This is a genomic window from Microcystis sp. BLCC-F210 (genome assembly GCF_042134685.1).
In the GTDB taxonomy this organism is placed as follows: Bacteria; Cyanobacteriota; Cyanobacteriia; order Cyanobacteriales; family Microcystaceae; genus Microcystis; species Microcystis aeruginosa_D.
Genome location: NZ_CP169647.1, coordinates 1,054,579 through 1,068,832 on the forward strand (window position 1 = coordinate 1,054,579; position 14,254 = coordinate 1,068,832).

Sequence of the window (14,254 nt, forward strand, 5' to 3'; positions counted from 1 at the left end):
AATATGGGGGGTGCGGATAGGGTTAAATCCTGTTGCTGTAATTGTTGAATTTGTTGGGATAATTCTTCAATTGTTGGTGCTGCAAATAGACTACGCAAAGGGATTTCTATTTGTAAATTAGTGCGAATGCGGGAGATAAGTTGGGTAGCTAATAATGAGTGTCCTCCTAGCTCAAAGAAGTTATCATTTATGCTTACTTGTTTGACTTTTAAAACTTCAGACCAAATTGTTACCAGTATTTCTTCAACGGGGTTACGTGGTAAAATAAATTTATCTGTTCTTTCGTAACTTTGTTCGGGTGCAGGTAAAGCGCGACGGTCAATTTTACCATTAGGTGTTAAGGGTAATGATTCGAGCATTACGAAAGCACTGGGAATCATATATTCTGGCAGCTTTTCTTTTAAGAATTGTCGTAATTCATTGGGAGTTAGTGTTGCCTCTTTTTGAGGGACAATGTAGGCAACTAAACGTTTATTTCTTGGTGTATCTTCGCAGGCAATAATAACCGATGATTGCACTTGAGAATGTTGAGTTAATACTGTTTCAATTTCCCCTAATTCGATACGGAATCCCCGGATTTTAACTTGGTTGTCAATGCGTCCTAAATATTCGATATTACCATCAGGTAAATAACGCGCTAAGTCTCCTGTTTTATAGAGACGAGAATCTGAGTAATTACTAAAAGGATTAGGAATAAATTTTTCTTGTGTTAATTCGGGACGGTTAAGATAACCTCTTGCTAATCCGGCTCCACCGATGTGTATTTCTCCTGGAATACCTATAGGTACTGGTTGTAAATTTTGGTCTAGTATGTATAACTGTGTATTGGCAATAGGGCGACCGATAGGAATTGAACCGGAAATGTATTTCCCCATAGGTACTTGGTAAATACAACAACCTACAACTGTCTCTGTCGGTCCGTATTCATTGACTAGCAGGGTTTCTGGAGCAAATTCTTGCCAAAAAGCGATGTTTTCTCCTAACAAGTTTTCACCACCGATGATGAATGCCCTGGTTCGACTTGCTGCCTCTCGTGGCGATAATTGCTGATTAAGCAACTCTAGATGAGCAGGTGTGATTTTAACCAAGCTTAAGTGAGAATGGTGACGTAAAGAGTTACTTAGAGTCTCAACGTCTTGGTCTTCAGCCAGGATTTCTACTTGATTACCCACCAATAACGGCGAAAAAAGGCTAGTAATCGTCAGGTCAAAACCTAGGGGAGAGTGAACCAGTGTCCCTGTTCCCTGTTCAACATTATACGCCTGCGTACACCAGCTAAGGTAGTTAACCAGTCCTTGGTGGGGAATCAAAGTCCCTTTGGGTAATCCTGTAGAACCTGAAGTATAAATTACATAGGCTAAATTTTTAGAGGTAACAGTATTAATTAAATTCGACTTACTTGACTCAGAAATAAAAGTCCAATCACTGTCTAAACAGATAAGTTGCCCTTGATGTTCAGGTAATTTATTAATCAATTTATGTTGAGTTAGTAACACCTTAACGGCAGCATCTTCTAACATAAAACTAATTCGTTCAAGCGGATACTCAGGGTCAAGAGGAACATAAGCACCACCCGCTTTTAATATCCCCAATAACCCCACAATCATGTCTAAAGAACGTTCTAGACAAATTCCCACTAATTCCTCTGGTTTTACTCCTAATTTTTGCAGGTAATGGGCTAACTGATTAGCTCGACAATTTAATTCATTGTAGGTTAATTGTTGCTCTGAATATACAACTGCTACCGCTTCGGGTGTGCGTTTTACTTGTTCTTCAAATAACTGATGAATACAGTAATGATCAGGATAAGACGTTTGAGTTTGATTCCATTCTACTAATAATTGCTGTTTTTCCGATTCAGTTAGTAACGGTAATTCCCCGACGGTTTGCTGAGGATTGGCTACAATTCCTTTTAACAAAGTTTGGAAATGACCTACCATGCGGGTGATTCCTTCAGGGGTAAATAGGTCGCTATCATATTCCCAAAAACCTTCTAAATAAGCTCCTTTTTCGGTTTCGATTTCTTCTAAAACTAAGCTGAGATCAAATTTAATTCTCTGGTTTTCGACGGCTAAATATTGAGCCTTTAAATTAGGTAATTCTAAAGCATTGAGGGGGGCATTTTGCAGCGCAAACATGACCTGAAATAAGGGATTATAACTTAAACTTCGTTCGATTTCTAACCCATCAACTACTTGCTCAAAGGGGACATCTTGATTAGCATACGCTTCTAAAACAACATTCCGAGCTTGCTGTAATAATCCCGAAAAAGTCGGATTTCCTTCTAGGGAATTCCGCAGCACTAAAGTATTGACAAAAAAACCAATCAAAGGTTCAATTTCTTGTCGGTTTCTGTTGGCGGTGGGTGTCCCGATTAAAATATCATCTTGACCACTATAACGGAAGAGTAAAGTGTTTAAAGCAGCCAGTAAGGTCATAAATAAGGTTCCCCCCGACTTTTGGCTCAACAGTTTCAGTTTTTCGGTGAGTTCTGAGTTAATTTGAAACGAGATACTATGACCTCGAAAATTGGGAGTAGCTGGACGGGGTTTATCGGTTGGAAGTTCTAATAAAGGAGGAGCAGCCGTTAATTGTTTTTTCCAATAATTTAACTGATTTTCTAAGATTTCACCTTGTAACCATTGTCTTTGCCATACCGCAAAATCCGCATATTGTATGGCTAATTCGGGTAAATCTACGGTTGAATTAGATAAAAATGCTTGATAAAATTCAGATAATTCTTTAAATAAAATGCCCTTTGACCAACCATCGATAATAATATGATGGAAAACGTTAACCAAAATATAATTTTCATATCCCAGATCAAACAGAGTAGATCGTAATAGGGGAGCTTGAGTTAAATCAAAGGGTTTTTGTAGTTCTTCAATAATCTGTTTATCAATTTGATCTTGGGAAATATCTTTTAAATTAATAACTAATAATTTAATCTTTAGAGATGGAGCAATTTCTTGAATAGGTTTTCCTGCAACCATTGGAAAGGTTGTGCGTAAGCTCTCATGGCGTTGAATAATAGCATTAATTGTTTGCTCTAAAATATCAATGTTTAAGCGTCCCGTTAAACGGATAGTTAAGGCTTCATTATAAGCCGAATTTTGCTGATCCATCTGATAGAGAAACCACATTCTCTGTTGAGCAAAAGATAGGGGTAAATCTTCAGTTCTGGCAACGGTATTAATAACCGATTCAAGGGGTTTAGATGGTGTTGTTGCGCTTCTTAAAAAAGTGATAATTTCTGGTTTTCTTGTCCTGATTTCTTGCTTAATTTCTGGTGTCATCGCTCCCTGGGGAGCTTGATATTTTAACTTTTCTTCCTCAAGCCAAAGCTTGATGTCTAAACTATTTAAGTAAGATAAAAATTCTGCGACTTTCATTAATAGTATCCTTTTCCTTGATTAATATTCTGATATTTTTGGAATGGGGGTGATGTTTGGCTGGGTTCAGTAGCCCTAGCTTGAGCTACTGTTAGAGATATAATCAACGTTTTTCATAAATTTAAGTAGCCTCAAAGACTAAACAATATAGACCAAACAAAAATTATCAATGGTAGGGAGTCGGTGGTTATTGTTAAAATCAGTTGCTATGGGAGCAACCGCTTACATACTCCATAAAAAGACTGTTTTAAACCGAAGCTATTCATAGCACATTCTGGATGATAAATTTTAGTGATGGATACAATTTTTTACATTTTTTCCAAAATGGCTCTGAAAAGCTTAAGTTTTAGTTAAGCTATTTTCATAATTCTCCTTCTTCATAATTTTCTGAGGCTGCTGCCATAACTTTATCACCATGATGCCGCAAAATCTGTTATCGCTTTGAGGAAACGAGGAACATAATCGGCGCACCTCATTGCTGTGAAACCTGTATCCCGAAATCCTATCACAGAAAAAAAAATTTGTCATGGTCAACGAAATCCGCTAATATGTGGTATTCTGAGAAGCGCTCACTAGCTTTTGCTATCAAAACAATGGTCACTTGTAGTAAGATAACGAGGGTTAAAGAAGCACGGAAGTATGTTAAGTAGTCGTGCAAAATTAATTTCCTAGTCAAGATAGGCAAAAGGCAAGAGGCAGGAGGCAAGAGGTGGTTAGATATGTGTAATTAATTTTGCTTAGGTACTTAGCACAACTCAAACACAATAACCTTAAAATTGTCGGGGAGCCTTAGATTTTCGCCAATTGCCTTCTACACAGGGGAGGGTTTCTCCTGAAACTAGAACCCAACAGACAACCTCAGGATTAACTCCGCCAATCCAACCAAAATCTAAAATCATTCCGGCAAAATGTCCACAACTCAAATATAAATGCTATATGTCCGCCAAAGTCCCTCAAGCTCAAGATCGATCGACGACTAATATTATTTCCGATGTCAGCAAATTTTGGCACAGTGTCAAGCTGATCGCTGCTCCCTATTGGTATCCTACAGAATCGGGGGGAAGGGCTTTTTCCGATGTGATGAAAGCTTGGGCAATGCTCATCCTACTAATCGGGGCAATCCTAGGAGTTGTGGGATTAAATGCCTTCAATAGCTTTATTAGTAATTACTTAGTTGATGTCATTCTTGAAAAAAATGATTTTGATAAATTTGTCAGAACTTTGGTAGTTTTTGCGGTTGGACTGCTCTTTGTCACCATTTTAGTTGGCTTGCTTAAATTTCTCAGAAAAAGAATCGCCCTGGATTGGTATGCTTGGCTCAATGACTGGATTCTCACAAAATATTTGCATAATCGCGCCTATTACAGAATTAATTTTAAATCCGATATCGACAACCCAGATCAGCGTTTATCCCAGGAAATTGAGCCGATTACCAGTAAAGCTCTCTCCTTTTTTGCAGTTGCTCTAGAAAATGTCCTAGATATGATCACTTTTTTAGTGATTCTCTGGTCAATTTCTTCCTCTGTTGCCATTATTTTAGTCGTTTGGACAATTCTCGGTAACGTCATTGCTATCTATTTTAACCAAGCTCTAAATAAAATTACTCAAGAAGAATTAGAACTTAAGGCTAACTATAATTATGCTCTAACCCACATTCGTAATCATGCGGAGTCAATCGCTTTCTTTGAGGGAGAAAATCAGGAATTAAATATTATTCAGCGGAGATTTAATAAACTCTTAAACAGTGCTAAACGTAAAATTGATTGGGAGAGAGGCACAGAAATTTTTCGTCGAGGCTATCAGGCGGCAATTCAAGTATTTACTTTCGTCATTTTGGGTCCTTTGTATATCAATAGTGAGGGCATTAGTTTCGGACAGGTTGGGCAAGCCTGTTTAGCAGCTAATTTGTTTGCTACGGCACTGGCGGAATTAATTAATGAATTTGGCACTTCGGCACAATTTAGCAGTTATGTCGAACGTCTATCGCAATTTTCCCAAGCCTTAGAAGAAGTCATTAAACAACCAGAAAATTTAAGCACGATTACAACTATCGAAGAAACCCAATTTTCCTTTGAAGATGTCACCTTGCAAACCCCCGATTATGAACAGGTAATTGTCGAAAACCTCTCCCTTTCTGTTCAGCCTGGACAAGGTTTATTAATTGTCGGTCCGAGTGGTCGGGGTAAAAGTTCTTTGCTACGCGCAATTGCCGGTTTATGGAATGCCGGAACCGGCCGATTAGTGCGTCCCCCCCTAGAAGAAGTATTGTTTCTGCCCCAACGTCCCTATATAATATTAGGAACCTTGCGAGAACAGTTACTTTATCCCAATCGCAATCAAGAAACCAATGAGATAAAATTGAGGGAAGTTTTGCAAGAAGTCAATCTCCAAAATTTACTAAATCGAGTCAATAGCTTTGATACAGAAGAGCCTTGGGAAAACATTTTGTCCCTAGGAGAACAACAACGTTTGGCTTTTGCCAGGGTATTAATTACCCGTCCCAGTTTTACTATCCTAGATGAAGCCACAAGTGCTTTGGACTTAAACAATGAGGAAAATTTATATCGGCAATTGCAGAAAACTCACACAACTTTTATTAGTGTCGGACATCGGGAAAGTCTCTTTAACTATCATCAATGGGTTTTAGAACTCTCTAGTAATTCCCATTGGCAACTGCTGACAGTGGAGGAATATCGCCGACAAAAAGCGAAAGAAATTATTGATATTTCTGTGGATAATTCTCAAGCTAGGCTCGAAGATTTACCGAATCAGGAAACCGAGGTCAATCCTAAAATCAATCCTGCCGGGGAACCACCCCCCGAATCGCCAACGACAACAATCTTAACAGAACCCCTAGAAGGACTTTCCCATGCACAAATGAAGGAATTAAGCGACTATTCTCTTAGTAGCATTAGAAGCAAAGCCAGTCAGGGAAAATCAATTACGGGTAAAGATGGACTGACCTATCGCTATGACAAAGACCCTAAAATCTTAAAATGGCTAAGAGTTTAGCCGATGAGAAACGGGTCAAAAAACAGGTTCTTCCGAACTTACAATGTAGAAAATTCCCCAAGCTCCCTCTCTGTCCAGCAATGCTCTAAAGTTGATAAATATCAATCTAACAAAAACTCAAAGCTTTACTATACAAGCTTTACAAGCATAAGTTGTTAATAGTTTTACATGACAGGTTCGGTAGAGCCAAAAAACAACGTTAAACCATTACATAAATTAGCTACCAAAAAAATGAATCAAACCCTGGTCAATCAACAACAGTTCTTCCAAGAAATCGTCCAAGATATCGAGCAAAATAAAATTGCAATTGCGGCGAAAAAACTGCGTCAACAGGAAGCAGATAGCTGTGAAATTCCGGCTCAGTGGCTCTGGAAAACAGCAGCAGCTTTGGAAACCAACGACTGGAGCATTTTATCAGAAGATTTCATTAATTTGAATTTTATCGGGAAAAATGGTTATTTCCTGATGATTGCTCCCTATCGCATCAATCGTCAGGGAGAAAGACAACTCACTTTGAGTGCGATTTACGGAAAAATTCACCAAAATAATCAACCTTCTATCGAACAACTAGAAAGCTTAACTCATGAAAAATTTGGCAGTCTAAGACAACCGATTCCCAGAAATTTATCCTTTACTGAAATTGCTATTTGTGGCACGATTAAAGGTGAAAAGGGTGAGGCTTTTATCGTTCCCCATAGATGGACTTTTCCAGATAGTGTTCAGGGGCCAGCTTTAAATAATGCCAGTGAGCAAAAAAGACGCTTTTCTGGTTCTAGCTACGAATGTATCCGAAAAATTTTTGAGCCAGAAACGGCCGATTTACTATTAGGACCCCTAGAGGATCAAATTAATGGTGAACGCTATCGTCATCTCGATACCCAATTCCATGAAGCGGGTCATGCTAGTGGGTTAGGATTTGACTTGAAACTCAAAAATAAACTGTTTCAAAACTATACCTATGCTGGAGTTGAGGAGTGGCGCTCAGATAGTTTAGGCTTTGAATTTGCCGATTGTGCTTTACCTGCTGAAGAAGCCGGAAAATTAGTCGCTGTTAATTTCTGTATTCGCTTCGGTTTAGATGCTCACCGTTTAGGGGGTTTAGAAAAAGATGTGGATGTCCACGCTAGTTTGATCAGTTTGGAATATCTCTTGCAAAATGATGCTATTTATCTCACAAAAAATGGTCAATTGGCCCTGCGTAATGTTAGTTATCCAGGCTTACTAAAAGCGGTAGAAATGCACCGAACACAAGCTTTGTCTCTAACGCGAAGGGAGTTGAATCTAAATAGTCCAACGGGTCTTTTTGCTCTGTATAAAGTCGAGATTCATCCCGCAACCCAATTAATTTTTCAGGGACTAATTGTAGAGCGATGCCGCGGAATTTGGTCAGAGTTACAATAAGTACCTGGGGTTTGCTGATAACCGGCCAGGGGAGGGATGTCAATCAGCCATGTGCATCCCACCAAAGCCTATTGATGGCGATGGGGATTGGGGTCAACTCCTCTGAGTTTCTGGCCACAGCAAGTGCCGGACTGGGAATATTAGTCGTTGACTTCTAAGTAGCTGTTTGCAATTAAATAGAAGATAGGTTTTGCACTCGATCCCCCCTGCCCCCCTTAATAAAGGGGGTGCCGACAGGCGGGGGGATCTGAGAGTTTTTTACGCCCATCTACTTACACATTTATTTATATATGTATCGCTAGATAACTAAAATGTGTTAAACTGGGGGGTAGAATTCTGGGAAATCACGACCGATAGATCAGTCTCTGATTAGTCAGAATCCCTGAACCCCTGATTACCTCTTTCTCCCCCGGTCGGTGACAAAACCAATGGCTGAACAACGCTCTGTACTAAAATTTAATGGCATCGATGATCATATTGATCTATCCCAGGGATTTCTTGACATCGATCAGAGTATTACCATTACATTTTGGGCAAAAGGGGAAAATAATTTATCCACAGAAACGACTCTTTTAGAAGCTGTTAATCGGGAAAATAACCGCGTTCTACATATTACCCTGCCCTGGGGCGATCCCGTGAAACCTGCGATTTTTTGGGATGCGGGAAATGAAGAAGGTTTCGATCGAATTGAAAAAAAAGTCAAGATTAAAGATTATAGTGATTGGACTCACTGGGCCTTTGTCAAAAATGCCACCACAGGCCGAATGTTAATCCACCGTAACGGGATCATATGGCATCGTGGCAACGGTCATAACCGTGCCTTAACCGGAATTGAAAAAATCATCTTAGGAGCCGCTGTTAATCTCTCCCATTATTGGCAAGGTTGTCTCGCCGAACTTTCTGTTTGGAATCAAGCACTTAGCCAAGAAGAAATCGAAAAAACGATGTATCAATCTCCCAGGGTTGATGACCTTAGCCTAGTCACTTATTTATCACTCAATGGCAATGCAGAAGATCAAACAAGTTATAGCAATCATGGTATTCTTTATGGGACAACCTGGCAACTAGATAGTCTTCCCGCCAAACCGACCTCGCCCCCTAAATCAAAAACTCAGACTAGCAGTAAAGTTAGAAGGAATGCAAAAAGGATAACAATGGTCAACGAAATATTTAACTCCCTTGAAGAAGAAGAAGTAATTGAACAGGATGCTCCAGCCGAACATCAAGAACCCTCCCCAGAAGAGAATCCAGAATCAACTATAATCACCGAAGAAGCTGCCCTTACCAGCAATGAAATGGAGGAAATTACTGAAAAAGCAATTTCTCAACCAGATATACTGACTTATTCAAACCAGAAAAAACGGTTAATTATTTGTTGTGATGGTTCTTGGGAAGACTCGGCCAGTGCTTACCCCACCAACGTGGTTAAATTCGCCGAATCCATTAAATATATTGCCGAAGATCAAACCCCTCAAATCGTCTTTCTGTCAGGTTCTGGCAGCCCAGAAGATAACGAATTCATCAAAAGTTTAGGAAATGAAACTTTTGGCTGGGGACTCGATCGAATGATTCAAGATGCCTATCGTTTTCTTGTCCTTAACTACAATCCCAAAAGCGAAGATGAAATTTATTTATTAGGTTTTAGTCGCGGAGCATATATCGTTCGATGTTTGGCAAGTTTTATCGATAAATGCGGAATCCTAAAACCCTCTAAGATTAAAGAAATTCCCCAAGCTTATCAACTATATCGAGATCACACCGTTAGTTCCGATAGTGCCAAAGCTCAACAATTTCGTGCCGCTAATGCCAAAAAAATTGAGACAGAAAAAGAAGATTTTCAAGATCGTATTCCAGTCAAGATGTTAGGTTGCTGGGATACAGTTGGCAATTTGGGTATTCCCGATTTAACTCCCTGGTTTCCCCTAGCGAAGTTTTATCATAAAAAATATGAATTTAGTAATACAAAATTAAGTCCGATTATCCAAAATGCTTTTCATGCAGTTGCCATTGATGAAAAACGGAAAAACTTCCCTTCCACTGCGATCAAAGCCAATCCCGAAAATCCTGAACAAGTTGTCAAAGAAGTTTTATTTGTCGGTGAACATACCTGCCTAGGTGGTGGCAAAAAAGAATATCAAGGACTTTCCGACTACCCCTTACAATGGATGATTAATCAAGCCAAAAAATTGGGATTAGAGTTTAACTCAAATACCTCTGAATCCGAGGAATTCCAAATTAAACCAGACCCGACCATCAAGTTCGATAATACGGTCAAGGGATTGTCGGCCTTGGGAGGTGAGCAGTCGCGACATTTCAACACAAAAGTTGTTACCGTTCATCACAGTGTAGTCAAACGATTAAAAGCTTTTTCCGATTATCGTCCCAAAAATCTTGAACCGTTTCTTCAAGCCTTACTTGACAGCGATCAGAAGAAAGAGTAACCTTGCTTTAAAATTAAATGAATCCTGCGCTAGAAATTTGAGGTGATTTTTATGGAACTCGATAACATTATTAAAAAAGTAGCAGGTGCTTATTTAGCTTCGGCTATTATTGCCGTCATCGTGCTAATTGTGACCCTCGGACAACCCTTTGTAGTTTTTCTGAGTATCGGAGCGATGGGGTTAGTTACTGTCTTGGGAGATGCGATCGCCGAGTACGGAATTGAAGCGGTTCTGAATTCTTTTTACACTGAGCGAAGTAAAAAAGAATCCCTGGAAACACTTTTAGCTGAAATTGATACTTTACCTCTGACTGATGACCTGAAATTAAAAACCAAAAAACACTTGACTGACCATCAAGAACAGACGGTAAAGCAGCAAGAAACGGTAACTGAGCCAACTCCTGAAAATCCTCAAACAGTTGTTATTGAAAATGAACCAGTTATTGAAGTTGAAAATGTTTAATTAGGTATTGCTCCCTCTTGTAATAGCTGGGAGCAGCCGATGATTATTGGTAAGTACTGAGGAATTTTTTGGTCTAAGATAGCTATGCTAAATAGGAACTCTCCACATCTGATGACCTATAAAAAAATTGCCATTTATGAGCAAAGCTATCAACTTCCTGTATTTAAAAATAGATACCTAAAAAACTTTCAGAAAATCATCAAAGAACGTCGAAAATTAATTCAAGAAGGAGTTCGCTACCATTACTATTTTGGTAAGATTATTAAACGAAAAGAAAAAATTACTCAACAAGAAATCCTGATGGAGACGCAGTTATTAATTAAAGACTATAATTTATTAATTAACGGACTAGAAATCTATCAAGACGGATACTATCGTTTTTTACTCCAACTCAGTGACAATCTCAAAATTTTATTTTCCCAAAAATATCAAGAATTAAAAATCTTAGACTACGAGAGAATAAAGTTAGAGATTAAAAATAATAATAATCAAAATATTCTCAATCAACTCAAGCTAGAAAAACAGGAAAATTTTCGGGCAATTTTGCTACTGGGAAAAACATCTTTTTTGATGTTGAGAAAAACGAAATTACTAGGGGAAGGAGTGCAGAAATTAGCCGAGGATACTCAAAAGCAGAAAAAAATTGTGCAAGCAATTATTCAAGAACTCAAAATTTATGAGGAATTAAATCATTACCAACTCAAATCCCAACAAGTTCGCCAAGAAATTGCTAATCTTGCCCAAAATGCGATTAATTTTGAAAACTACTTACAGGACTATTTTGCTCCTTTTCAATTATTAATAGAAGAAGTCCTTAAGGTGGATGAAGAATTTTATGCAACAGTGGGAGAAATTAAGTATTTGGTAGATAATATTTTTCCACCTCAACCTGATCTTTTAGAAACGTCAGATTCCGCCATAAATTCTGAGTTTTTGTTAAATTTTCTAGCAACTGGTTACGAGAAAGAAGCAAGGTTAAAAGAGGCTTTTTCCTCTGAGCAATTTGATGATTACTTATTCAATGAAAGTGAATGGTCAGCACAATTTATTTCCCTAGAAAAAACCATCAATAAATTATCTGCTCATTTAGCGGAACAAGAGGTTTGTCAAAAAGACACTATCCCCAAAATTCCCCTGGCAATAGTTGTTTCTCAATTCCCTCAAAACAATCTTGACAAATCTTCTAGTTCTAAAAATTCCCCGACTTCTCCAAATATCTTAACTCAAGAATCGGCGGATCTTGATTATAGTCAATTACAAGATTTGCTAAAAAAGCAACAGTGGCAAGCGGCCGATCGCCAAACGACCAAACTACTATTAAAAATTTTGGGTAGAACCTACTGGAATGAGGTTTATCCTCAAGATATTGCTCAATTACCTTGTTCAGAACTGAAAAAAATTGATCAACTTTGGCTGCATTATAGTCATGGTCATTTCGGGTTTAGTATTCAGCAGGCTATTTTCTCTAGTCTCGGTGGTTTAGTGGATTATGAAACTCAAAAGAAACTTGGCGATCGCTTAGGTTGGCGGAAGGAAGGTCAATGGCTCAATTATGAGCAACTAAACTTTCAATTAGAGCTGAATTCTCCCCTCGGTCATTTACCGGTTCATTGGTTGATTTTTGAGGAAAATCTTGGTTATTCATCTGCGAAAGCTTCTGATCATCAAAACTCCGTGGCTTTCTGGAGAGTTGGTAATTGGTTATTATGGCAACTTCACCTCGTTTTCAGCAAAATTCAAGCCTGTGGAATTATTCCTCTTTCTGACTTTTAAAGCCATTATCCCATTAAAAACTGATTGGGTATCCCTACCAATTTCTTGACCGATAGTTAATACTAAATCTGGTTATTAAAGACTGATTATTTATTCCCCTTTTTGCCTTTTGTGAGCAGAAAACGGGTCTCTCCGAGAAACCCGTTTTCTGAGCGTTAATATCGCCAAAAAATCTCCCCTTTTTACTGGAAATAAAAAGGGGGAGAAAATATTAGATAGCTTTAGGATTCAGTCATCCATTCCGTATGGAAAAACTCGCCTCTGGGTTTATCAGTACGTTCGTAGGTATGAGCGCCAAAATAATCCCGTTGTGCTTGGGTGAGATTTTGCGGTAAATTGGCCCGACGATAACTATCAAAATAGTCCAAAGAAGAACTAAAAGCTGGAACAGGAATTCCCAACTTATTAGCTAAGACTAACACCTCACGCCATGCCTCTTGGCGATCGAGGATACTTTGCTTAAATTCCGGCGCTAACAACAAATTCGGCAGGCCCGGATTTTCCGCAAAAGCTTTGCGAATTTTATCCAAGAAACCAGCCCGAATAATACAGCCCCCCTTCCAGATCCGGGCTGATTCCGGCAGACTGATATTATAGTTAAACTCCTGAGAAGCTTTAGCGATTAAAGCCATACCCTGGGCATAGGAACACATTTTCGAGCAGTAAAGAGCATCACGCACCTTATCCACAAATAGTGCCGCATCCCCCAGATAGGTTTCCCCAGGTCCTGGTAACTCTTTTGCGGCGGCCACCCGTTCATCCTTATAAGCGGACATCACGCGAGCATTAACCGCAGCATAAATGGTCGGAATTGGCACCCCCAACTCCAAGGAACTTAACACAGTCCAGCGTCCTGTTCCCTTTTGTCCCGCCGAATCCAAGATTAAATCTATCAGATGATGACCAGTTTCCGGGTCAACGTACTTAAAGATATCGGCGGTAATTTCAATTAAATAAGAATTAAGCTCATCGGTGCGGTTCCACTCGGTGAAAGTTTCCTGTAACTGCTGATTGCTTAGTCCTAGACCATTTTTCAGCACATCGTAGGCTTCCGCAATTAACTGCATATCGCCGTACTCGATGCCATTGTGAACCATTTTCACATAATGGCCCGCACCACCAGATCCCACATAGGTGACACAGGGACCATCATCGACTTGAGCGGCAATTTTAATTAAAATCGGCTCTAATTCCCGATAGGCGAACTCTGTACCCCCCGGCATCAGGGAAGGACCGTGCAGAGCGCCTTCTTCGCCACCACTGACCCCCATGCCGACAAAACCGAGTTTAGTGGTCGATTCTAGGTCGCGGGTGCGTCTTTCCGTGTCCTCGTAGAGGGAGTTACCGCCATCGATAATCATATCTCCTTCTTCGAGAAGGGGTTTTAATTGTTCGATCACGGCATCCACCGGCGGGCCAGCTTTTACCATGACCAGAATTTTGCGGGGACGCTCTAAAATTTGGACGAATTCTTCTAAACTATAGGCCGCCTTGACATCTTTGCCGACGGCGCGAGTTTCCATAAATTCTTTAGTTTTGCTGGCGGTGCGATTGTAAACAGCAATGGGAAAACCCCGACTCTCCACATTGAGAGCGAGATTTTCTCCCATGACAGCTAGTCCGATAACACCGAAGGTACGTTTAGTCATAGAAATTCAGTCTCGGCTGATGCGTTCTTCTTCCCCTTTTAGCGCCTACTTTCCCTAAGATAGCTAAACTTTCCCTATTTCTTAAGCCTTGACTAATCAGGAGTCAGGAGATAGGAGTCAGTAG

Annotated in this window: 7 protein-coding genes and 1 pseudogene; 5 read left to right on the plus strand and 3 right to left on the minus strand. The window is 39.5% G+C overall.

Annotation, left to right across the window (positions count from 1 at the left end; genetic code table 11):
- Window positions 1-44 precede the first annotated feature (44 nt).
- Window positions 45-3,392, minus strand: a pseudogene (locus ACE3JL_RS05080) (amino acid adenylation domain-containing protein); the annotation flags it as partial.
- Window positions 3,393-4,162: 770 nt separating this feature from the next.
- Entirely contained in the window at window positions 4,163-4,291 is a 129-nt protein-coding gene (locus tag ACE3JL_RS05085) for a hypothetical protein (protein ID WP_375328980.1), read from the minus strand.
- 37 nt (window positions 4,292-4,328) lie between these two features.
- Between ACE3JL_RS05085 and ACE3JL_RS05090 the strand changes: the two genes are divergently transcribed.
- The 5 genes from ACE3JL_RS05090 to ACE3JL_RS05110 all read left to right on the plus strand — a co-directional run bounded on the left by ACE3JL_RS05090 (window position 4,329) and on the right by ACE3JL_RS05110 (window position 12,481).
- A complete protein-coding gene (locus ACE3JL_RS05090) occupies window positions 4,329-6,404 on the plus strand; it encodes an ATP-binding cassette domain-containing protein (RefSeq protein WP_375328981.1) in 2,076 nt (691 codons plus the stop codon).
- A 231-nt stretch (window positions 6,405-6,635) separates the two neighbouring features.
- Entirely contained in the window at window positions 6,636-7,805 is a 1,170-nt protein-coding gene (locus ACE3JL_RS05095; protein WP_375328982.1) for a DUF6014 family protein, read from the plus strand.
- A 428-nt stretch (window positions 7,806-8,233) separates the two neighbouring features.
- Window positions 8,234-10,246: a phospholipase effector Tle1 domain-containing protein gene (locus ACE3JL_RS05100; protein ID WP_375328983.1), complete on the plus strand. Its 2,013-nt coding sequence runs from the start codon at window positions 8,234-8,236 to the stop codon at window positions 10,244-10,246.
- 51 nt (window positions 10,247-10,297) lie between these two features.
- Window positions 10,298-10,708 carry a hypothetical protein gene (locus ACE3JL_RS05105; protein ID WP_375328570.1) on the plus strand — a complete coding sequence of 137 codons (411 nt, stop codon included), beginning with the start codon at window positions 10,298-10,300 and terminating at the stop codon, window positions 10,706-10,708.
- Between the two features lie 111 nt (window positions 10,709-10,819).
- Window positions 10,820-12,481 carry a GUN4 domain-containing protein gene (locus ACE3JL_RS05110; protein WP_375328984.1) on the plus strand — a complete coding sequence of 554 codons (1,662 nt, stop codon included), beginning with the start codon at window positions 10,820-10,822 and terminating at the stop codon, window positions 12,479-12,481.
- A 221-nt stretch (window positions 12,482-12,702) separates the two neighbouring features.
- Here the strand turns inward: ACE3JL_RS05110 and gnd are convergent, their stop codons facing one another.
- Window positions 12,703-14,130, minus strand: a complete 1,428-nt coding sequence (gene gnd, locus ACE3JL_RS05115) for a decarboxylating NADP(+)-dependent phosphogluconate dehydrogenase (RefSeq protein WP_271992346.1) — start codon at window positions 14,128-14,130, stop codon at window positions 12,703-12,705.
- Window positions 14,131-14,254 lie beyond the last annotated feature (124 nt).

Excerpts from the sequence above, each read along its gene's own strand:
- ACE3JL_RS05085 (WP_375328980.1), bottom strand. The coding sequence starts at position 4,291 with ATGATTTTAGATTTTGGTTGGATTGGCGGAGTTAATCCTGAGGTTGTC.
- ACE3JL_RS05090 (WP_375328981.1), top strand. The coding sequence starts at position 4,329 with ATGTCCGCCAAAGTCCCTCAAGCTCAAGATCGATCGACGACTAATATT.
- ACE3JL_RS05095 (WP_375328982.1), top strand. The coding sequence starts at position 6,636 with ATGAATCAAACCCTGGTCAATCAACAACAGTTCTTCCAAGAAATCGTC.
- ACE3JL_RS05100 (WP_375328983.1), top strand. The coding sequence starts at position 8,234 with ATGGCTGAACAACGCTCTGTACTAAAATTTAATGGCATCGATGATCAT.
- ACE3JL_RS05105 (WP_375328570.1), top strand. The coding sequence starts at position 10,298 with ATGGAACTCGATAACATTATTAAAAAAGTAGCAGGTGCTTATTTAGCT.
- ACE3JL_RS05110 (WP_375328984.1), top strand. The coding sequence starts at position 10,820 with ATGACCTATAAAAAAATTGCCATTTATGAGCAAAGCTATCAACTTCCT.
- gnd (WP_271992346.1), bottom strand. The coding sequence starts at position 14,130 with ATGACTAAACGTACCTTCGGTGTTATCGGACTAGCTGTCATGGGAGAA.